The sequence below is a fragment of the Bifidobacterium santillanense genome (assembly GCF_018555385.1).
Lineage (GTDB): Bacteria > Actinomycetota > Actinomycetes > Actinomycetales > Bifidobacteriaceae > Bifidobacterium > Bifidobacterium santillanense.
The window spans coordinates 99,192-119,855 of sequence record NZ_JAFEJS010000007.1 but is presented as its reverse complement, the minus strand read 5'-3'; the positions used below and the strand labels follow the sequence as shown (position 1 = coordinate 119,855).

At 68.0% G+C, this 20,664-nt stretch carries 18 protein-coding genes; all 18 read left to right on the top strand.

Annotation, left to right across the window (positions count from 1 at the left end):
* Window positions 1-14 precede the first annotated feature (14 nt).
* The 18 genes from JS528_RS07655 to araA all read left to right on the top strand — a co-directional run bounded on the left by JS528_RS07655 (window position 15) and on the right by araA (window position 20,542).
* Window positions 15-938 (top strand): DUF4862 family protein, encoded by a 924-nt coding sequence (locus tag JS528_RS07655; protein ID WP_214358490.1) that lies wholly within the window; start codon window positions 15-17, stop codon window positions 936-938.
* A complete protein-coding gene (locus tag JS528_RS07650; protein WP_214358489.1) occupies window positions 935-1,891 on the top strand; it encodes an ROK family protein in 957 nt (318 codons plus the stop codon). The genes JS528_RS07655 and JS528_RS07650 overlap by 4 nt, the downstream gene beginning before the upstream one ends.
* Window positions 1,892-1,963: 72 nt before the next feature.
* A complete protein-coding gene (locus tag JS528_RS07645; protein WP_214358488.1) occupies window positions 1,964-2,632 on the top strand; it encodes an N-acetylmannosamine-6-phosphate 2-epimerase in 669 nt (222 codons plus the stop codon).
* A 454-nt stretch (window positions 2,633-3,086) separates the two neighbouring features.
* Window positions 3,087-4,649 (top strand): ABC transporter substrate-binding protein, encoded by a 1,563-nt coding sequence (locus tag JS528_RS07640; protein WP_214358487.1) that lies wholly within the window; start codon window positions 3,087-3,089, stop codon window positions 4,647-4,649.
* A 246-nt stretch (window positions 4,650-4,895) separates the two neighbouring features.
* Window positions 4,896-5,852, top strand: a complete 957-nt coding sequence (locus JS528_RS07635; RefSeq protein ID WP_338069780.1) for an ABC transporter permease — start codon at window positions 4,896-4,898, stop codon at window positions 5,850-5,852.
* Window positions 5,853-5,854: 2 nt separating this feature from the next.
* Complete coding sequence (locus JS528_RS07630; protein ID WP_214358486.1) at window positions 5,855-7,930, top strand: dipeptide/oligopeptide/nickel ABC transporter permease/ATP-binding protein; 2,076 nt, start codon at window positions 5,855-5,857, stop codon at window positions 7,928-7,930.
* The gene (locus JS528_RS07625; RefSeq protein ID WP_214358485.1) at window positions 7,927-8,748 is read left to right on the top strand and encodes an ABC transporter ATP-binding protein; all 822 of its coding nucleotides are present in this window, start codon (window positions 7,927-7,929) and stop codon (window positions 8,746-8,748) included. The genes JS528_RS07630 and JS528_RS07625 overlap by 4 nt, the downstream gene beginning before the upstream one ends.
* Before the next feature lie 117 nt (window positions 8,749-8,865).
* On the top strand, window positions 8,866-9,825 hold the full coding sequence (locus tag JS528_RS07620; RefSeq protein WP_214358484.1) for a dihydrodipicolinate synthase family protein: 960 nt from the start codon (window positions 8,866-8,868) through the stop codon (window positions 9,823-9,825).
* Window positions 9,826-10,005: 180 nt separating this feature from the next.
* Window positions 10,006-10,917, top strand: coding sequence for a DUF362 domain-containing protein (locus tag JS528_RS07615; protein ID WP_214358483.1), 912 nt, complete (start codon window positions 10,006-10,008; stop codon window positions 10,915-10,917).
* A gap of 155 nt (window positions 10,918-11,072) precedes the next feature.
* Window positions 11,073-11,660 (top strand): ECF transporter S component, encoded by a 588-nt coding sequence (locus JS528_RS07610; RefSeq protein WP_214358482.1) that lies wholly within the window; start codon window positions 11,073-11,075, stop codon window positions 11,658-11,660.
* A 217-nt stretch (window positions 11,661-11,877) separates the two neighbouring features.
* Entirely contained in the window at window positions 11,878-12,348 is a 471-nt protein-coding gene (locus tag JS528_RS07605; protein WP_214358481.1) for a DUF1893 domain-containing protein, read from the top strand.
* Between the two features lie 427 nt (window positions 12,349-12,775).
* A complete protein-coding gene (gene rplS / locus JS528_RS07600; protein ID WP_214358480.1) occupies window positions 12,776-13,132 on the top strand; it encodes a 50S ribosomal protein L19 in 357 nt (118 codons plus the stop codon).
* 123 nt (window positions 13,133-13,255) lie between these two features.
* Entirely contained in the window at window positions 13,256-14,047 is a 792-nt protein-coding gene (gene lepB / locus JS528_RS07595) for a signal peptidase I (RefSeq protein ID WP_214358479.1), read from the top strand.
* Window positions 14,048-14,087: 40 nt separating this feature from the next.
* Entirely contained in the window at window positions 14,088-14,894 is an 807-nt protein-coding gene (locus JS528_RS07590) for a ribonuclease HII (protein WP_214358478.1), read from the top strand.
* 326 nt (window positions 14,895-15,220) lie between these two features.
* Complete coding sequence (locus JS528_RS07585; RefSeq protein WP_214358477.1) at window positions 15,221-16,339, top strand: LacI family DNA-binding transcriptional regulator; 1,119 nt, start codon at window positions 15,221-15,223, stop codon at window positions 16,337-16,339.
* A gap of 256 nt (window positions 16,340-16,595) precedes the next feature.
* The gene (locus tag JS528_RS07580; RefSeq protein ID WP_214358476.1) at window positions 16,596-18,239 is read left to right on the top strand and encodes a xylulokinase; all 1,644 of its coding nucleotides are present in this window, start codon (window positions 16,596-16,598) and stop codon (window positions 18,237-18,239) included.
* A gap of 43 nt (window positions 18,240-18,282) precedes the next feature.
* Entirely contained in the window at window positions 18,283-18,975 is a 693-nt protein-coding gene (locus tag JS528_RS07575; RefSeq protein ID WP_214358475.1) for an L-ribulose-5-phosphate 4-epimerase, read from the top strand.
* A gap of 49 nt (window positions 18,976-19,024) precedes the next feature.
* On the top strand, window positions 19,025-20,542 hold the full coding sequence (gene araA / locus JS528_RS07570) for an L-arabinose isomerase (RefSeq protein WP_214358474.1): 1,518 nt from the start codon (window positions 19,025-19,027) through the stop codon (window positions 20,540-20,542).
* Window positions 20,543-20,664 lie beyond the last annotated feature (122 nt).

Genomic DNA, 20,664 nt, shown 5'->3' with positions numbered 1-20,664 from the left:
CAAGGAGGAAACTCATGGACCCAACGTCCTATGTCGTCGGCGCCTACGCCTCGCTGCCGAGCGGGCGCGACGACCAGGAACGCTACTACGCCCTGCTGGGGTCGGACGCCTCCATCGACGGCTCCGAACTGCCGTTCCCCGGCGACCTCGCCGACCCCGACTCCCGTGCATGGCTCGCCCGCGCCCTGCCCGGCCACTGGCACCGCAACACCGTCACGATGATCCCGGGCACCATGCAGCGCATCGGCCGCGACCCGCGCTTCGGCCTGGCCTGCGGCGACGAGACCGGCAGGCTCGCCGCCGTCGCGCAGCTCATCGCCGCCCGCGAGGCCATCGCCGACATGGCCGACATCCGCGGCGCCAACGACGTCGCCTTCATCGAGATCCACACCGGGCCGACCGGTCGCGCCGACGCGTCGGCGATGCGCCGCACCCTCGACGAGATCACCGCGTGGGACTGGCTCGGCACCGGCATCGTCATCGAGCACTGCGACCGCTTCATCGCCGGACGCAAGCCCGAGAAGGGCTTCCTGCCCATCGACGACGAGATCGCGCTGTGCCGCGACGCGGGAATCGGTCTGACCGTCAACTGGGGCCGCAGCTGCGTCGAGGGCCGCGACGCATGGCTTCCGGCCGAGCACATCCGCCGCGCCGCCGACGCCGGCGTGCTCGTCGGACTCATGTTCTCCGGCGCCGGCCCCGAGGCCACGCGCTACGGCTACGAGTGGATCGACGGCCACCTGCCGATGGCCCCCGACGAGCCGACGTCGTGGATGGACGCGGCGGCCGTGGGGGAGTGCGCCCGCCTCGCCGCGGCCTCGCCGGCGCTCGCCTACGTCGGCGCGAAGGTGTGCGTCCCGGCCGAGGCCGATCTGGACGAGCGCGCGGCGTTCCTGTCCCACATCCGCGACGCCGCGGGGTTCGGAGGCCGGGTATGAGCGACGTCGCGTACCTGACGTTCGACATCGGCGGCACGAAGATCGCCTCCGGACTGGTCCGGCTGCCCCGCGACCCCGACGGCGCGCCCGAGGTGACCGACGTGACCTCGATACCCACGCTGCCCGAGCGCGGCGGCGACGACATCCTCGAGCGGCTGCTGCGCCTCGCGTCCGACCGTCTGCGCGCCTGCCGCGAATCCGACATCCCGATCGCGGGCGTCGGCATCGGCTCGGCCGGCGTGGTCGACATCGAATCCGGCGTGATCCTGTCCGCCACGGATCTGATCCCGGGCTGGGCGGGCCAGCGCATCGCCGAGGCGTTCGCCGGCATCACCGACCTGCCGTTCCGCATGGTCGGCGACGTCGGCGCGCACGGCCTGGGCGAATCGACGTACGGCGCCGGCCGCGGCCATCGGCGCGTGCTGTCCGTGGGCGTGGGCACCGGCATCGGCGGCGCGATCGTGGACGACGGCCGGCTGGTCGTCGGCGCGCACGGCGTGGCCGGGCACATCGGACACATGTCGCACGGCTTGGGCGACGGCGTGCCGTGCTCGTGCGGCGCGACGGCCGGGCACATCGAGCCGGTCGCCTCCGGCACGGGACTCGGCACGCTGTACAACCGGATGCGCCCCGAGGGCGTCGACCCGGTGCCCGACGGCAAGGCCGTGAGCGACCTGGTCGCCGCCGGCGACGCGTTCGCCGCGCGCGTCATGGCCGTCAGCGCGCGGGCGCTGGGGGAGTGCCTGGCCGGCGCGTGCAACCTGCTCGACCCCGACGCGGTCGTGGTCTCCGGATCCGTGGCCGGCGCCGGCGAGGTGTGGTGGGACGCGCTGCGCGAGGGCTTCGCCGCCGGCGCACTGCCGCTGGTCGCCCCCACTCCGCTCCTGCCCGGTGCGCTGGGCGGCGCCGCGCCGCTGATCGGCGCCGCGGTGGCAGTCGCGCGGGCGTCGTGAGACCCGCCGCGCATCAATCATCTCCGAACCCAAATGGACACACACGTACAAACGCAACAGAAAGGCACACTCATGCATCCGGTCGTGGAACAACTCAAGGGCGGTCTCGTGGTCAGCTGCCAGGCCTATCCGGGCGAACCGCTGCGCCACCCCGAGACGATGGCGCAGATGGCGATGGCCGCCGAGATCGGCGGGGCCCGGGCCATCCGCTGCCAGGGGCTCGCGGACATCGCCGCCATCAAGGGGCAGGTGAAGGTCCCGGTCATCGGCATCTGGAAGGAGGGCGACGAGGGCGTGTACATCACGCCGACCCTGCGTCACGCGCGGTGCTGCGCCGCCGCCGGCGCCGACGTCGTCGCGATCGACGCGACCAGGCGCCCCCGCCCGGACGGGCTGACGTACGCGCAGACCGTGGAGGCGCTGCACCGCGACGGCGTGGTTGTCATGGCCGACTGCGGCAGCTTCGCCGACGCGCAGCAGGCGGTCGACGCCGGCACCGACATCATCTCGACCACGCTCTCCGGCTACACCGGCGAGCGCGAGAAGACCGACGGCCCCGACTTCGAGCTGCTCGAGCAGATGATCGCCGCATTCCCGGACGTGCCGGTGCTGTGCGAGGGGCGCATCCACACGCCCGACCAGCTCGCGGCCGTGATGGAGCGCGGCGCGTGGGCGGCGGTCGTGGGCACCGCGATCACGCATCCGACGACGATCACGCGTTGGTTCGCGGAGCGCCTGTAGGCTTCGCGGGCCGCATCGGACCGGGGCGAGACGGGCCGGACTGGACCATGGCGGTCCGGTCCGGCCCGCGCCGTATCCGGGCCGGGGCGGGGGCCGGGTCCGGGGAGTCCGGGAGGTGACCGGCCCGCGATGGCGCGGTCCGCCCCCCGGTCGGCGGCCCCGTCGTACGCGTCGCCGGTGACACGCCGAACGGGAGGTGAGTTGTCTGATGACAGATGCCTTATCTCCCAACGATGTTAGTGCTAACGGAAGCTGCTCCTCCATTCACCCCATTTGAAATAAGATGTCTGATGTCTTAACATTAACGTGTCTCCGGAACCCAGCGACGGGAGCCGGATCGCCCGCATCGCGGGTGCAACGACGCAACCCAACAAATCAAGAATCAACCACAACCCAACTCAACCCAATCAAACCGAACCGATCCGATCGATCGACTCAATGAAGAGGAGAACCCATGAAATTCGGCAAGAGGCTCATCGGCGTGGCGGCCGCGGTGGCGGCGTGCGCGCTGACGCTCAGCGGCTGCGGCGGAGGCAACGCCCAGACCCAGACGGCCGGCGGCACGTCGGTCGCGGACACCATCACGGCGCAGGTCGCCTACGCCACCCGCGACTTCTCCCCGTCCACCACGTCCAGCGCCTTGGCGATGGCCGGCAACTGGCACGTGACCGAACCGCTGTACGCGCTCAACTACAAGGACTACTCCGTCCACAACGCGCTCGCCGCCGGTGAGCCGAAGCAGGTGTCCGACACCGAGTACGTCGTCACCCTGCGCGACGGGGCGAAGTTCTCCGACGGCACGGCCGTCACCGCCGACGACGTGGTCTCCTCCTACAAGCGCACCACCGCCGAGGGCAGCCTGTACATCTCGATGCTCGACTTCATCGACTCGGTCGAGGCCACCGGCGACAACCAGGTGACCTTCCACCTCAAGCAGGCGTTCCCGATGTTCAAGCAGCGCCTCGCCCTCATCCAGATCGTCCCCTCCTCGATGAGCGACGACGACCTCAAGGCCCAGCCGGTCGGCTCCGGCCCGTGGAAGTACACCGAGATCACCGACCAGCAGGTCAAGTTCGACAAGAACGACGAGTACAACGGCGACTACCCGGCCCAGACCAAGCACATGGTGTGGAACGTCGCCGTCGACGACACCTCCCGCGTCACCGCCATGCAGGCCGGCAAGGTCGACGTCATGGAGATGGTCCCCGCCAACGCGTTCCAGACCCTCCAGTCCTCCGGCTCCGAGCTCGAGACCGTCCAGGGCTTCAACCTGCCGTTCCTGATGTTCAACACCAAGAAGGCTCCGTTCGACAAGAAGGAGGTCCGCCAGGCGGTCTTCTACGCGATCGACACCCAGAAGCTCATCGACAACCAGATGTCCGGCCAGGCCACCGCCGCCACGAGCTTCCTGCCCGAGAACTTCGAGAACTACCACAAGGCCAGCAACGTCTACACCAAGAACGTCGCGAAGGCCAAGTCCCTGCTCAAGCAGGCCGGCGTCAGCGGCACCATCAACTTCACGCTGTACACCACCGACCACTCCTGGATCACCCAGCTGGCCCCGCAGATCAAGAACGATCTGGCCGAGATCGGCATGAACGTCGACATCCAGTCCATGGCCTCCTCCGCCCTCTACCCGAACATCACCGACAAGGAGAACGCGGACTACTCGATGGTCCTCGCCCCGGGCGATCCGTCCGTCTTCGGCAACGACCCCGACCTGCTCATGAACTGGTGGTACGGCGACAACGCCTGGACTAAGACCCGCACCTTCTGGAAGGACTCCGAGGGCTACACCAAGCTGCACTCGCTGATGGACCAGGCCCTCGCCGCCTCCAGCGACAGCGAGCGCCAGGAGTACTGGAACCAGTGCTTCGACCTGCTCAGCGAGGAGGTCCCGCTCTACCCGCTCTTCCACCGCAAGACAACCACCGCGTTCAAGAAGGGCGTGTTCAAGAGCGTCGACGCGATCGGCTCCACCGGCATCAACCTCGTGGACGCCAAGCTCGCCCAGTGATCCCGGTGATCCCGGCGGTCCCGCGGACCGCCTGACACCCGTCCGGCGGCGTGCGCCAGTCCCCAAACGCGAGGCGCACGCCGCCGGCCCCCGCGACCCGCGCCTCGCGCGGCACCGGCCCTCCCGCGTCGGTGGACCCGGACGGGAGGGCCTTGCCATGCCCGCCCGCACCCGCCGAACCGCCCGTCCGCATTCGCATCCCGCATCCCGCATCCATCCATCCGTCAACCCACACAGGAAACCGAAGTGAACAATCTGCTACGACTCCTGGGCAGACGACTGATCGCCCTGCCCTTCATGGCGTTCGGAGTGACCCTGCTGGTCTACTTCCTGATGTCCTTCTCCCAGTACGACCCCGCGGTCGCCGCGCTCGGCGAGAACGCCACGCCGGCCGCCCTCGCCCAGTACCGCCACGAAATGGGCTACGACCGCCCGTGGTGGGAACAGTTCTTCTCCTACCTCGGCGGCCTCCTGCACGGCGACCTCGGCGTGTACGGCGTCAACAAGGACTCCGTCGCCGCCCGCATCGGCCAGGCCTTCCCGATCACCCTCCAGCTGACCTTCATCGGCCTGATCATCGCCGTGGTCCTCGCCGTCATCTTCGGCGTGCTCGCCGCCCTCTACCGCGACACCTGGGTCGACCAGGCCATCCGCGTGGTCTCCATCATCGCCATCGCCACCCCGTCCTTCTGGCTGGGCGTCCTGCTCATCTACGTGTGCCAGATCAAGATGGCCTGGCTGCCGGGCGCCGGCGAACTGCCCGCCTTCGGCACCGATCCGGCCGGCTACCTGGCCCGCATGGCCATGCCGAGCTTCGCGCTGGGCCTGCCCGTGGCCGGCTCCCTCACCCGCATCATCCGCACCTCGATGGTCGAGGAGCTGGACAAGGACTACGTGCGCACCGCCATCGGCGCCGGCGTGCCCAAGGGCGTCGTCGTGGCCCGCAACGTGTTCAGGAACGCGCTGATCACCCCGGTCACCATGCTCGGCATGAAGATCGGCTACCTCATGGGCGGCGCCATCGTCATCGAGGTCATCTTCGCCCTGCCCGGCATGGGCACCGCGATGTTCGACGGCATCAACAACAACCAGCCCACCCTCGTGCAGGGCGTTGCGCTGGTCGTGGCCCTCGCCTTCATGGTGGTCAACGTGATCGTCGACCTGCTCTATGTCCTCATCAACCCGCGAATCAGGACGGTGTGACGATGCTCGGAAGCAACAACGCAACCCGTGAGTTCAGCAAGCCCGGAGTCAAGGTGAAGGTGCGCCGCTGGTCGAGCATGACCATCGGCACCCGCATCTCCGTCATCGTGATCGCGCTCCTCGCGCTCGCCGCCGTGTTCGCGGCGGTCGTCACCCCGCATGACCCCACCGAGATCACCCTGAGCTACCAGGCGCCGACCGCCGACCACTGGTTCGGCACCGACAACCTCGGACGAGACGTCTTCTCCCGCGTCATCTACGGCGCCCGCTACTCGCTCGTCATCGGCCTGAGCTCGATCTTCTTCGCGCTCGTCGTCGGCTCCATCATCGGCGCCGTCGCCGCCGTGTCCCGCACGTGGATCTCCGAGATCATCATGCGACTGATCGACGTGGTCATGTCCGTGCCGACGATCGCCCTCGCCGCGGTGTTCGTCTCCATCCTCGGCCAGTCGATGATCGGCATCATCATCTCGATCGGCGTGCTCTACGTGCCGCAGATCGCCCGCATCGTGCGCGCGAACATCATCAGCGAGTACGGCAAGGACTACGTGCGTGCGGTCATCGTCTCCGGCGCCCGCGCCCCGTGGATCCTGTTCAAGCACGTCACGCGCAACATCGCCGCCCCCGTCATGGTGTTCACCACCCTGTCCGTGGCCGACGCGATCGTCTTCGAGGCCTCGCTGTCCTTCATCAACGCCGGCATCCCCGAGCCGACCCCGACCTGGGGCAACATCCTGTCGTCCGCCAAGGCCGGCGTGCTCTACGGCTACTGGTGGCAGGCGATGTTCCCGGGTCTGGCGATCATGATCACCGTGCTGTGCCTCAACATCCTCTCCGAGGGCATCACCGACGCGATGGTGGCCGCGCCGACCGCGCCGATCCGCCAGAGCGAGGACGAGAAGGAGCTCAGCCGCAAGGAGGACCGCCTGCTCGTCGACCCGGTGGCCGCCTACGCCGCCCAGCACGAGAGCCTCGAACTGCGTCTCGCCCAGCTGCGCGAGGCCGAGCTCAAGCGCAAGGACCGCTTCATCCCGCTCTCCCAGGAGCCGCCGGTCATCGAGGTCAAGGACCTGTGCATCAAGTTCCCGCGCCACGGCGACGTGAACGTGGTGGACCACCTGTCCTTCGCGGTGCGCCCCGGCGAGACGATGGGCCTGGTCGGCGAGTCCGGCTGCGGCAAGTCGATCACGTCCCTGGCCATCATGGGTCTGCTCGATCCGAAGGCCGAGATCAGCGGCGAGATCCTGTTCAACGGCCGCAACCTCGTGGGCCTGAGCCCCAAGGAGCACAACGCGCTGCGCGGCCACGAGATCGCCATGGTCTATCAGGACGCGCTCTCCAGCCTCAACCCGTCCATGCTCATCAAGGCCCAGATGAAGCAGCTGACCAAGCGCGGCGGCACCCGTACCGCCGAGGAGCTGCTCGAGCTGGTGGGCCTCGACCCCAAGCGTACGCTCGAGTCCTACCCGCACGAGCTGTCCGGCGGCCAGCGCCAGCGCGTGCTCATCGCCATGGCCCTGACCCGCGACCCGAAGCTCATCATCGCCGACGAGCCGACCACCGCGCTCGACGTGACCGTGCAGAAGCAGGTCATCGACCTGCTCAACGAGCTGCGCGAGAAGCTCGGCTTCGCGATGATCTTCGTCAGCCACGATCTGGCGCTCGTCGCCAAGGTCGCGCACTCGGTCACCGTCATGTACGCCGGCCAGGTGGTCGAGCAGGCCTCCATCAAGGAGATCCTCACCGACCCCCGCCACGAGTACACCCGCGGCCTGCTCGGCTCCGTCACCTCCATCGAGGCCGGTCAGGGACGTCTGCACCAGGTGCCCGGCACCGTGCCCTCCCCGGCCGACTTCCCGAAGGGCGACCGCTTCGCGCCGCGCTCCTCGCATCCGGACCGTGGCCTCGACACCCGCCCGGTGATGAAGCAGGTGCCAGGCACCCAGCACTGGGTCGCCTGCCAGCCCGACGACCCGGAGCCGGCGCCCGCGCCCGATTTCACCTACGACTGGTTCGCCCCGAGCCCCGAAGTCGCGGCGCGAGAGGCGGCCGAGACCCTGAAGGGAGTACAGCGATGAGCAGCAACGACACCCCGATCATCGAGCTGAGGGACGCCGAGGTGGTGTTCACCACGCGCGCCGGCACCCTCTTCCACCCGAAGAAGGTCACCGCCGTCAACAAGGTGAACCTCCGGCTCATGCCCGGACGGACCATCGGCATCGTCGGCGAGTCCGGCTGCGGCAAGTCCACCACCGCCAACGTGATGTGCGGTCTGCAGTCCGTCACCGGCGGCAAGGTCTTCTTCAAGGGCCAGGACGTCACCAAGCGCACCGCCAAGGAGCGCATGGACATCGGCCGCGTGGTCTCCGTGGTCTTCCAGGACCCGGCCACCGCGCTCAACGCCCGCATGAGCGTGCAGGACCAGCTCATGGACCCGCTGATCGTGCACAAGCTCGGCTCCGCCGAGGCCCGTCGCAAGCGCGCCTACGAGCTGATCGACATGGTCGGCCTGCCCAAGTCGGCGCTCAACGCGCTGCCCGGCCAGCTCTCCGGCGGCCAGCGCCAGCGCGTCGCGATCGCCCGAGCGCTCTCGCTCAACCCGGACGCGATCATCGCCGACGAGCCGACCAGCGCCCTGGACGTGTCCGTGCGCGCGCAGATCCTCAACCTGCTGTCCGACCTCAAGAAGTCGCTCGGCCTGTCGATGGTGTTCATCAGCCACGACATCCAGACGGTCCGCTACGTCTCCGACGAGATCGTCGTGATGAACCACGGCACCATCGTCGAGCACGGCGAGGCCAAGGACGTGCTGTACAACCCGCAGGACGACTACACCAAGCTGCTGCTGGGCGCCGCGCCGTCCCTGCTGCACCCGACCAAGGACGAGTGCATCTGACGCACCCGCCCGGGGCGCGCCACCCCCCGGCGTGCCCCGCCGACATTCCATCCAACCCAATCCACGAACCCACGGGGCACGGAAGCCCCGAAGCATCGAAAGCGCAAAGGAACCATCATGAACCACACCTTCCGCGGCGTCATCCCGCCGGTCGTCACCCCGCTGACCGCCGAACGCGAACTGGACCGCGCCAGCTTCAAGCGTTCCATCGACCGCCTGATCGACGCCGGCGTCGACGGCCTGTTCTTCCTCGGCTCGTCCGGCGAGGTCGTCTTCAGCACCGACGCGCGCCGCCGCGAGATCATCGAGGCCGCCGTCGAGTTCGTCGCCGGCCGCGTGCCGGTCCTCGTCGGCTGCATCGACACGGAGACCGAGCGCGTCATCGAGCACGCGAAGGTCGCCGCCGAACTGGGCGCCGACGCGATCGTCGCCACCGCGCCGTTCTATGCGCTCGGCGGCCTGCCCGAGATCGAGCGCCACTTCAGGTTGATCCACGAGGCCGTGGACCTGCCGCTGTTCGCCTACGACATCCCCGTGTGCGTCCACGTCAAGCTGCCCGGCGACCTGCTGATCCGCCTCGGCCTCGACGGCGTGCTCACCGGCGTCAAGGACTCCTCCAACGACGACGTCGCCTTCCGCTTCCTCGTCGACGCCAACCGCAAGGCCGGCCATCCGCTGATCCTGCTCACCGGCCAGGAGGTCGTCGTCGACGGCGCCTATATGGCCGGCGCCGACGGCAGCGTGCCGGGCCTGGGCAACGTGGAGTGCACCGGCTACGTGCGCATGTGGAAGGCCTGCGAGGCCGGCGACTGGGCCACCGTGCGCACCGAGCAGGACAAGCTCGCCGCGCTGATGAACATCGTGAACGTCACCTCCGGCGTCTCCGGCTTCGGCGCCGGCGTCGGCGCGTTCAAGACCGCCATGGCGCTGCTCGGCGTGTTCGACACCAACCAGATGCCCAACCCGGTCCAGCCGCTCAAGGGCGCGAACGTGGAGGCCGTGGCCGCCGTCCTGCGCGAGTGCGGCCTCGAGCCGGTGCGCACGCCCGAGGAGGTGAGCGCCTCCACCGAGGTCTGAGTCCGATCCGATCGTCGCCTGTCACGGTAGCGGCTGGGCGCCCGCGTCATCGTTCGCCGATGGCGTCGGGCGCCCTTTCGCGTTGCGCGTCGTTCTCCGTCCCGGTCTTGGCCGCGTAACCCGGCGCGACTATCCTTGGGAGGGGAAGGAAACGTCAATCGCGACGCAAGGAGGCAACGCATGACGGGAGCAGTCAGGACATACCGGACCGACTATCCAATGGCGGCGAAGGTCTACTTCACGCGCGATATCAGCCCCGCCGGGCTGATGCGCGTGTACGAGGCGCTCGGCGCGCATCCGCAGGGGAGGGTCGCGGTCAAGCTGAGCTCGGGGGAGGGCGGCAACACGCACTACCTGCAGCCGGCGCTGATCAAGGACTTGGTGCAGCGGCTCAACGGCACGATCGTCGAGTGCAACACGGCGTACGCCGGCACGCGCGACACGTCCGAGCACCACTGGAGGACCATCAGGGAGCACGGGTTCATGGACATCGCCCCGTGCGACATCCAGGACGAGGAGGGCGAGATCGAGATCCCGGTCGAGGGCGGCCGGCGCATCAGCGGCGACATCGTCGGCTCGCACTTCCCGAACTACGACTACTATGCGGTGCTCTCGCACTTCAAGGGCCACATGATGGGCGGCTTCGGCGGGGCCCTGAAGAACATCTCGATCGGCATGGCCTCGTCGAACGGCAAGCGCCGCCTGCACTCGGGCCAGGACGAGATCCTCCCGAACCCGTTCAGCGGCGATCAGGACGCGTTCCTCGAGGCGATGGCCGAGGCCGCGACCGCCGTGTTCAACACGCTCAAGGGCGAGATGCTCTTCATCAACGTGATGAACAACCTCTCCGTCGACTGCGACTGCGACGGCCATCCGCACGCGCCGGTCATGGACGACATCGGCATCTGCGGCTCGCTCGACCCGGTGGCCGTCGACCAGGCGTGCGTCGACATGGTGTACGTCTCGAAGGACAACAAGGAGCCGCTCATCGAGCGTATCGAGTCGCGCCACGGCATCCACACCATCGAACACGCCGTCGAGATGGGCCTCGGCAGCCGCGAATACCAGCTCGTCGACCTCGACAAGCGCTGAAGCCATCCGGGGCCGGCCCTCCCCGCCGAGAAGCCCGAGAGACCATGGGCGAAGCCGGCCGGCCCGCTTTCACGCCGCCCCCTCCGGTACAGGGGCCGCCGGCGAAGCTAACCGGGGGAGCAATCCCCGCATCATACCCGTGAAAGGAATTCGTCATGCAATCACCATCCGAATCCGCGACGCGCGCCTACGCGCTGCCGTCCGTGAGGTTCCAGTCCATCGCGGCGGTCCTCGCCGTGGTCGCCGCCGTCGCCCTGCCGCAGGTCTTCCATGTGGCCGGCGCGGCGATGGGCCTGGGCACGATGATCGGCCAGACCCTGCTGCCGATGCACCTGCCCGTGCTGCTCGTGGGCCTGCTGGCCGGCCCGTTCGCGGGCCTTGCCACCGGAGCGCTCGCGCCGATCATCAGCTTCGTGCTGACCGGCATGCCGATGGCGCCGATGGTCCCGTTCATGGTCATCGAGCTTGCCTCTTACGGCCTGTTCGCGGGGCTTCTTCGCGGGGTCGAACTGCCTGCGGCCGTGCCCTCGCCGCTCGGCTGGCTGGGCAAGCTCGTCGCCGCGCAGGTCGCCGGTCGTCTGGTCGACGCCCTCGCCATCGCCGTGGCTGTCTACCTGCTCGGCAACGCGAGCATGTCCGTCGCGAGCGTGTGGGCCGCCGTCGGCACCGGTCTGCCGGGCCTCATCCTGCAGTGGGTGCTCATCCCGGTCGTCATGGCCGCCGTCGACCGCCATCGCGACTGATCGTGGACGGAATGCCGTCGGGATGGCCACCGCAACGTGTTGTTTCGTCTGAATGAGACCGGACTGTGTTTCTTAGGCACATTGTGCGTTTCCTAGGCAGGTGCCCTGCGGCATCCGCCGCGTGACCCTCGGGAATCCGGCCGTTTTCGGCGGAGATTCACGGACGATGTGCCTAGGAAACGCAAAAACTGCCTAAGAAGTGAGGGGAAGGTGCCGTATGGATGATCTGGAACGTGCGAAGGCCGTGCTGCTGGGCGACGATACGCTCGGGGTCGCGGCCTGCCGCACTCCGGCCGGCGGGCCGGGGGATGGCGGTGCTGACAGGGACGACGCAATCGAGACCCTGACCGGTTCCGGCCGCGGCGTGCGCCCGCTGCTGCAGTGGCTGGCCGCGGGCGCACGCCTCGACGGGTTCTCGGCCGCCGACCGCGTGGTCGGCAAGGGCGCGGCGCTGCTCTACGCGAAGCTCGGCGTCAAAGCCGTCTGGGCCGCGACGATGAGCGAGGCGGGGCTCGCCGCCCTGCGCGCGCACGGCATCGAGGCGTCCTACGGCACGCTCGTGCCCGTCATCCTCAACAGAGACGGGACCGGCATGTGTCCGATAGAGCGATCCGTGGCATCCATAGACGACCTCGACGCGGCCGAAACCGCCATCCGCGCCGCCGTCGCCCGTCTCATGGCGCGGTGAGCGCGCAGAGAACGGTTCTCATTAAGAAACGTGTGAGCCCCAGACGCGCGCCAATCGCACACGCGCACCTCCGAATCCTTGGAATATTGGGCTTTTCGGCGATGTGCGGTTGTGTGTTCATGTGCGGTAGGCTCACACGTTCGTTGTTGAGAACCGTTCTCTGCGCGCGGGTCCTTGTCCCCACACTCCAATATTCTGGATGATTGCTGTGTCGTGACGCGGGTCGCCGCATAAACCCGTGTCGCTCAAGGTCCAGCCGGGCTGCCGTGAGGCGCGATTCCCGGCGGATTGGCACCCCCTCCGGGCAGACCCGCGAGGGAAAGAAAATCGGCAGGCGTGGAGCCGCGCGGGCGGGATGCCCGGATCGTGGCCGTGAAACGCCCGCCCTGACCGGTGGCCGATATGCGGCGGCACCTAAGGATCAATCATGGTTAACGCCATCGAGGCTTTCGACGCCAAGCACATGAAGCCGGCCGAGGAGATCCCGGCCTTCCGTCCGGGCGACACCGTCGACGTGAACGTCAAGATCAAGGAAGGCAACAACTCCCGTATCCAGACCTTCACCGGTGTGGTCATCGCCCGTAAGGGCGCCGGCGTGCGCGAGACCTTCATCGTCCGCAAGATCAGCTTCGGCACCGGTGTGGAGCGTCGCTTCCCGCTGCACTCCCCGTCCATCGACTCCATCAAGGTCGTGCGTCTGGGCCGCGTCCGCCGCGCCAAGCTGTACTACCTGCGCGCCCTGCGCGGCAAGGCCGCTCGTATCGTCGAGCGTCGCGCCAAGTGACGTCGATCCGCTGAAGAGCGGAAAGCGTGAAATCCGGCCCGGAGACCACTGGTTCTCCGGGCCGTTTCCATACCCACGCACTATGATGGGCCGAGCCGTGAAGCGACGCACAGGAAGGGAACCATGGCACTCAACGAATCCGACGAACGCGACCAGTACACCATCGACGTGGCCAACCACGGCGTCGATCCGTCCGACATGCCCGTGACCGCCGAAGTCGTCGGCGTCGTCGACGAACCGGTCGATCCGGCGGTGGGTGGTCGCGCCGCCAAGTCCGACGGCCATACCGACGGTGGGTTCTCCTGGCGCGACACGCTCATCTGGTGCGGCATCCCGATCCTCATCGTCCTGCTGATCCGAATCCTGCTCGTCGGCTTCTACGAGATCCCGTCGCGTTCGATGGAGAGCACGATCGAACCCGGCGACCGCGTCGTCACCTCCAAGCTCACGCCGCGCGTCTTCGACCTCCGGCGCGGCGACGTCGTCGTCTTCCATGACCCCGCCGACTGGCTCTCCGGTGAGCAGTCGGGCAATCCGCTGGCCGGCGACTACCTCATCAAGCGCCTCATCGGCCTGCCCGGCGACACCGTCGAATGCGAGGGCGCCGGCCAGCCGATCACGGTCAACGGCGTGGCCATCGACGAAAGCGCCTACCTCAAGGAGGGCGTCGACCCCAGCGCCTTCCCATTCAGCGTCAAGGTCACCGCCGGCCACGTCTTCGTCATGGGCGACAACCGCGCCAACTCCTCCGACTCCCGCTACCATCAGGACGACGGCGACCACGGCCTGGTCCCCATCTCCGACGTCGTCGGCGTCGGCCTCGTCCGCTACTGGCCGCTCGACCGCATGAGCACGCTCGACGCCCACCACGAGGTCTTCGAGAACGTGCCCGACGCGTCGAGCGCCTCGAAGTGACGGCCTGCCGCGTCCGCCGACGGCCCGAAGGAAGTCCACGATGATCACGCCGACACTCGATATGGAACGCGACCTCGCCGCGCAGGGGTACGACCTCGTGTGCGGCTTCGACGAGGTCGGCCGCGGCGCGCTCGCCGGCCCGGTGATGGTCGGCTGCGCGGCGGTGTGGTCGCGCGACCTGCTGGGAGCGGACTTCGGCACGGCGTCCGACTCCATGCCGTCGACCCGTTCCGCATCGACGGTCGATTCCCCGTCGACGTCCGACTCCGCCGTCCGCCGCGCTCCGCTGGCCGTCCCGGCCGGCGTCGCCGACTCCAAGCTGCTGACCGAGCACCGCCGCGAGGCCATCTACGACGAGCTGACCGAGTGGTGCGCGGCCTACGCCGTCGGCTCCGCGTCGAACGCCGAGATCGACGAGTGGGGCATCACCTACGCCCTCGGCGTCGCCGCCCTGCGCGCCCTCGCCGAGGTCGAGCGCAAGCTCGGACTGACGACCCCTCCGGGCGGTGAGCGTCCGGATCGTCCCATCCGCGTCGGCGCGATCCTCGACGGCCCGAGCGACTACATCACCAAGGCGATGAACACCTTCGACGCCCCCGACGTGCCGATTCCTGCACACGTTGTCACCAAGGTCAAGGGCGACCGCCACTGCGCCGTCGTCGCCACCGCCGCCGTGATCGCCAAGGTCACCCGTGACCACCTCATGACCGAGCTCGCCGCCTCCGACCCCAAATACGCCCCCTACGAATGGGAGCGCAACAAGGGCTACGGCACCGAGACCCACCGCGCCGCCATCTTCGCCCAAGGCCCCAGCGACCTCCACCGCCTCAGCTGGAAGCTCGTGTAGGCACGGCGCCCGGCCCCGTCCCGTGGATGCCACGCTGCCGGCGGAAGCGCCCGGTCCAGCCACGGCACGCAATGCCCAACGCAACACATCGCCGAAACAGAGCGGGCGGTCGTCGGCCTCCGTTCCGGACCGTAGGCTTGGCCGAGCGGCCTTGAGCGTGTCCGGAACGGAGGCCGACGACCGCCCGCGGTCACCTGGAGCCGGATGCAATCCATAAAATCCATAAGTTGACACGGAGAATGTGACTGTGAGCGCTCACGTGTCGGACGCGTGTTCGCGATAAGCTGGAACCCATAAGTGCAGTGCCGCGCGGAAGGAGAAGAGGTATGGGTTCCAGCCGCAATACGAACAAACGTCCCTCGATGTTCGAGGTCGCCAAGCTCGCGGGGGTCAGCCATCAGACGGTTTCGCGCGTGATCAACAATTCGCCGGACGTCTCCGAGGCGACGCGCGCCCGCGTCAAGGCCGCGATCCGCGAGCTCGGCTACCGTCCGTCGAACTCCGCACGCGCCCTGGCCTCGAGCCGCTCGCGCACGATCGGACTCATCGCCGGCGGCCTCAAGTTCTACGGCCCGATCTCCGCGATCTCCTCGATCGAGTCGATCGCCCGCGGCCACGGCCTGTTCATGAGCGTGATGATGGTGCACGAGGCCCTGTGCACCCAGCGCGAATTCGACAATCTCATCGACACGTTCAACGAGCAGAACGTCGACGCGTTCATCTTCCTGACCCCGACCGACGTGATGCTCGACGTCGCCTGCCGCGCCCGCGTCAGCCAGCCGCGCGTCATCGTCACGTCGACGCACGGCGGGATGAGCATGCGCGAGGCGCGCTCGCTGATCCCCGACGACGGCCTGTCGCGCACGTCGTTCGTCGGCATCGACCAGTGGGGCGCGATGGAGCGCGTGATGCGGCTGGTCACCTCTGCCGGGCATCGTCGCGTCCTGTATCTGGCGGGACCGGCGGAATGGCGCGACGCCGCGACGCGACTGACCGCGTGGGAGACGCTGTCGGCGCGCGAGTCGGTGCAGACGCAGGTGATGCGCTGCAAGACGTGGGAGTCGAGCGAGGCGTACGCGAAGATGAACCGGCTGATCGACACGGCCGGCGTGACCGGCGCGCGGCTGCCGACGGCGGTCGTCACGGCGAACGACAGCCAGGCGGTGGGCGTGGCGCGCGCGCTGCACGAGCACAGCCTGCGCATCCCGCAGGACGTGAGTCTCGTCGGGTTCGACGACATGACCGCGATGGACAACATGTACCCGCCGCTGACCACCGTGCGCCCCGACTTCGAGGGGCTCGGCACGGCGGCGATGCGAGAGACCCTGCGCCTGCTGGGGGAGGGGTCGGCGCCGCAGCTGCCCAACACGCAGCACGGCGTCGGACTGGTGCCGGCGACGGTGTGCGACCGCACCTCGCTCGGCCCGGTGCCGCGCGTGGCGTGAGCGTTCCCGCGCCCGTCCGACGGCGGACATGGCGCGGGTCCCGGAACGGCGGGGATATGAGGCGGGATTATGGCCTGTTATCAAACCGTTATAAACCGAGACACGTCGGGGTTGTGCTCACCCGCCCCCGTCTGTACAATGGACCACGGAAATTGTGAGCGTTAACAGCCTCGCCCGACGAGGGGTGACTGAAAACGTTCGCGGGACGACGATCGGGCGGCGAGGACCGGCCGGTCAGTGAGGAGTTCACAACACCATGGCAGCAACCAACGATTCCGAACAGGTCGCCGCGATCGCCGAGAAGATCCGTGCGGGCAAGACCTCGCTGGGCATCGAGTTCGGTTCCACCCGCATCAAGGCCGTCCTCATCGACGACACCTACAAGACCATCGCCTCCGGCGACTACGGCTGGGCCTCCCATCTGGAGGACGGCCTGTGGAGCTACTCCAAGGAGGAGATCTGGAAGGGTCTGCAGTCCGCCTACGCGTCCATGGCCAACGACGTCGCCACCGCGTACGGCGAGAAGCTCACCCACATCGGCCACATCGGCTTCTCCGCCATGATGCACGGCTACCTCGCGTTCGACGCTGACGGCGAGCTGCTCGTGCCGTTCCGCACCTGGCAGAACACCAACACCTCCGAGGCGCACGAGAAGCTCTCCCAGCTGTTCCAGTACAACATCCCGGAACGCTGGTCCATCGCCCACCTCTACCAGGCGGTCCTCAACAAGGAGGAGCACGTCTCCAAGGTCGCGTACTTCACCACCCTCGCCGGCTACGTCCACTGGAAGCTCACCGGCGAGAAGGTCCTCGGCGTCGGTGACGCGTCCGGCATGTTCCCGATCGACCCGACCACCCACACCTACGAGACCGAGTTCATCAAGCAGTTCGACGCACTGCCCGAGGTCGCGGCCCAGCCGTGGAAGCTCGAGGACCTGCTGCCCCGTCCGCTCGTCGCCGGCACCCCGGCCGGCGAGCTGACCGCCGAGGGCGCGGCCCTGCTCGACCCGTCCGGCACCCTCCAGCCGGGCATCGTGCTCGCCCCGCCGGAGGGCGACGCCGGCACCGGCATGGTCGCCACCAACTCCGTGCGCGTGCGCACCGGCAACGTCTCCGCCGGCACCTCGATCTTCGCGATGGTCGTGCTCGAGCACAAGCTCAAGGCCCTGCACCCGGAGGTCGACCTCGTCACCACCCCGGCCGGCGACCTCGCGGGCATGAGCCACGCCAACAACTTCACCTCCGACCTCAACGCCTGGGTCGGACTGTTCGGCCAGTTCGCCAAGGCCATCGGCAACCCGGTCGACGCCGGCACGCTCTACGGCACGCTGTTCCGCGCCGCCATCGCCGACGACGTCGACGCCAACTGCGGAGGCCTGCTGAACTACCCGTTCCGCTCCGGCGAGTTCCTCGCCGGTCTGCCGGAGGGCCGTCCGCTGTTCGCCCGCAGCCCCGAGGCCAACATGACCCTCGGCAACTTCATGCGCGCCCAGCTGTTCTCCGCGTTCTCCCCGGTCAAGATCGGCATGGACGTCATGACCAAGCAGGAGCACGTCCAGATCGACTCCCTCGTCGGCCACGGCGGCATCTTCACCACGCCGAAGGTCGCGCAGAAGATCCTCGCCGCCGCGTTCAACACCCCGATCAAGGTGATGTCCACCGCGGCCGAGGGCGGCGCCTGGGGCATGGCCGTGCTCGCCGACTACCTGTGGAACACCAACGAGGACCACACCAACCTCGCCGACTACCTCGACGGCCGCGTGTTCAAGGACGCGCAGTCCACCACCGAGGAACCGGCCGCCGGCGACGTCATCGGCTTCGAGGACTTCTTCGCCCGCTTCTCGAAGGGCCTGCCCATCGAGCACACCGCGATCGAGTCCATCGATCTCGAGGACAAGTGATTTTTCGATAATCTTCCCTCCCAACCCGAAAGGAAAACCAACAATGGCAACTTTGGCTGATTACGGTCCCGAGGTGCGCGCCGAGGTCAAGCAGGTGCGCGAGGTCGTGTCCAACCTGCACCAGCAGCTCATCAAGTGGAACCTGGTCGTGTGGACCGCCGGCAACGTCTCCCAGCGTCTGCACACCGCCGACCTCATGGTCATCAAGCCGTCCGGCGTGCGCTACGAGAACCTGACCCCGAACTCCATGGTCGTCACCGACCTTGAGGGCAACGTGGTCGACGGCTCCGAGGCCCCGAGCTCCGACACCGCCTCCCACGCGTACATCTACCGCAACATGCCGGGCGTGTACGGCGTCGTGCACACCCACTCCACCTACGCCACCGCGTGGGCGGCCACCGGCCAGAACATCCCGTGCGGCCTGACCATGATGGGCGACGAGTTCGGCGGCCCGGTGCCGGTGGGCCCGTTCCGTCTGATCGGCTCCGAGGCGATCGGCAAGGGCGTCGTCGAGACCCTGGCCAAGTACCCGAAGTCCCCGGCCGTCCTCATGCAGAACCACGGTCCGTTCACGATCGGCAAGGATGCGGAGGCCGCCGTCAAGGCCGCGGCGATGACCGAGGAGGTCGCGCACACCATGTGGGCCGCCCACCAGCTCGGCGACATCATCGAGATCCCGCAGGCCGACATCGACAAGCTCAACGACCGCTACCAGAACGTCTACGGCCAGCACTGAAGCACACTTAACCCAAACAACCAACACAACGAAGTAAAGGAAGTAACTCATGGTTATGGAGAACCCGTTCGAGGGCAAGGAGATCTGGTTCGGCGTCGGCTCGCAGGACCTGTACGGCGAGGAGGCCCTGCGTCAGGTCGCCATCCACTCCGCCGAGATGGTCGACTACCTGAACAAGACCGGCAAGATCCCGGCGAAGATCGTCCTCAAGCCGACCCTGAAGTCCTCCGACGGCGTCAAGGAGTTCATGGTCGAGGCGTCCGCCAACCCGAACGTCATCGGCGTGATCACCTGGTGCCACACCTTCTCCCCGGCCAAGATGTGGATCCGCGGCCTCGAGGTGCTGACCAAGCCGCTGCTGCAGCTGGCCACCCAGCACCACAAGGAGATCCCGTGGGAGACCATCGACATGGACTTCATGAACCTGAACCAGGCCGCCCACGGCGACCGTGAGTTCGGCTACATCGTCTCCCGCCTCGGCATCAAGCGCAAGATCGTCGTCGGCCACTACACCGACCCGGAGGTCGCCGAGAAGGTCGGCACCTGGGCCCGCGCCGCCGCCGGCTGGGACGCCTCCAACAACATGAAGGTCATGCGCTGGGGCGACAACATGCGCAACGTCGCCGTCACCGAGGGCGACAAGACCGAGGCCGAGCGCGTCTTCGGCGCCTCCATCAACACCTGGGCCGTCAACGAGCTCGTCGCCGCGTACGACGCCGTCAAGGACGACCAGGTCAAGGAGATCATCGAGGACTACAAGGCCAAGTACGACGTCGATCCGGCCCTGCTGGACGCCAAGTACGACTCCCTGTTCATCGCCGCCAAGGAAGAGGCCGCGATGGTCAACATGATGCGCGCCAACGGCTGCACCGCCGGCGTCGACAACTTCGAGGACCTCGGCGCCCTGCCGCAGCTGCCGGGCGTCGGCCCGCAGCGCTTCCCGTCCGAGTACGGCTGGGGCTTCTCCGCCGAGGGTGACTGGAAGACCGCCGTCCTCGTGCGCATCGGCGCCGTCATGGGCTACGGCCTCGAGGGTGGCGCCTCCCTGATGGAGGACTACTCCTACAACTTCACCGAGGGCGACGAGCTCGACATGGGCTCCCACATGCTCGAGGTCTCCCCGTCCATCGGCACCATCGCCAAGCCGAAGCTCGAGATCCACCCGCTCGGCATCGGTGGCAAGGCCGACCCGGTCCGTCTGGTCTTCTCCGGCAAGCCGAAGAAGGACGCGGTCGTCGTCTCCATGTCCGACGTGCGCGAGCGCTTCCGCCTGCTCATGGACGTCGTCGACGTCGTCGAGCCGCAGGGCTCCCTCAAGGAGCTGCCGTGCGCCCGCGCCGTCTGGAAGCCGCAGCCGTCCCTGAAGACCGCCGTCCAGTGCTGGATCACCGCCGGCGGCTCCCACCACACCTGCATGACCACCTCCGTCGGTCGTGAGGCCTGGGAGGACTTCGCCCGCATGGCCGGCGTCGAGCTCGCCGTCATCGACGAGAACACCACCGCCCGCCAGTTCGAGAAGGAGCTGGAGCTCTCCGAGATGGTCCACCGTCTCGACAACCGTCACTGATCGACGGAGCGCCTCCCCGTGTTGCGGGAGACTCGACGTACCTTCGTACGCCTTCGTCTCCCGCGCCTTGGAGTTGCACACGTCGGTCAGCGCCGGCAAGCCGTCACTGATCGGCGGTACTG

Excerpts from the sequence above, each read along its gene's own strand:
- JS528_RS07640 (WP_214358487.1), top strand. The coding sequence starts at position 3,087 with ATGAAATTCGGCAAGAGGCTCATCGGCGTGGCGGCCGCGGTGGCGGCG.
- JS528_RS07610 (WP_214358482.1), top strand. The coding sequence starts at position 11,073 with ATGCAATCACCATCCGAATCCGCGACGCGCGCCTACGCGCTGCCGTCC.
- lepB (WP_214358479.1), top strand. The coding sequence starts at position 13,256 with ATGGCACTCAACGAATCCGACGAACGCGACCAGTACACCATCGACGTG.
- JS528_RS07615 (WP_214358483.1), top strand. The coding sequence starts at position 10,006 with ATGACGGGAGCAGTCAGGACATACCGGACCGACTATCCAATGGCGGCG.
- JS528_RS07650 (WP_214358489.1), top strand. The coding sequence starts at position 935 with ATGAGCGACGTCGCGTACCTGACGTTCGACATCGGCGGCACGAAGATC.
- JS528_RS07580 (WP_214358476.1), top strand. The coding sequence starts at position 16,596 with ATGGCAGCAACCAACGATTCCGAACAGGTCGCCGCGATCGCCGAGAAG.
- JS528_RS07585 (WP_214358477.1), top strand. The coding sequence starts at position 15,221 with ATGGGTTCCAGCCGCAATACGAACAAACGTCCCTCGATGTTCGAGGTC.
- JS528_RS07655 (WP_214358490.1), top strand. The coding sequence starts at position 15 with ATGGACCCAACGTCCTATGTCGTCGGCGCCTACGCCTCGCTGCCGAGC.
- JS528_RS07630 (WP_214358486.1), top strand. The coding sequence starts at position 5,855 with ATGCTCGGAAGCAACAACGCAACCCGTGAGTTCAGCAAGCCCGGAGTC.
- araA (WP_214358474.1), top strand. The coding sequence starts at position 19,025 with ATGGTTATGGAGAACCCGTTCGAGGGCAAGGAGATCTGGTTCGGCGTC.
- JS528_RS07645 (WP_214358488.1), top strand. The coding sequence starts at position 1,964 with ATGCATCCGGTCGTGGAACAACTCAAGGGCGGTCTCGTGGTCAGCTGC.
- JS528_RS07590 (WP_214358478.1), top strand. The coding sequence starts at position 14,088 with ATGATCACGCCGACACTCGATATGGAACGCGACCTCGCCGCGCAGGGG.
- JS528_RS07575 (WP_214358475.1), top strand. The coding sequence starts at position 18,283 with ATGGCAACTTTGGCTGATTACGGTCCCGAGGTGCGCGCCGAGGTCAAG.
- JS528_RS07605 (WP_214358481.1), top strand. The coding sequence starts at position 11,878 with ATGGATGATCTGGAACGTGCGAAGGCCGTGCTGCTGGGCGACGATACG.
- JS528_RS07625 (WP_214358485.1), top strand. The coding sequence starts at position 7,927 with ATGAGCAGCAACGACACCCCGATCATCGAGCTGAGGGACGCCGAGGTG.
- JS528_RS07620 (WP_214358484.1), top strand. The coding sequence starts at position 8,866 with ATGAACCACACCTTCCGCGGCGTCATCCCGCCGGTCGTCACCCCGCTG.
- rplS (WP_214358480.1), top strand. The coding sequence starts at position 12,776 with ATGGTTAACGCCATCGAGGCTTTCGACGCCAAGCACATGAAGCCGGCC.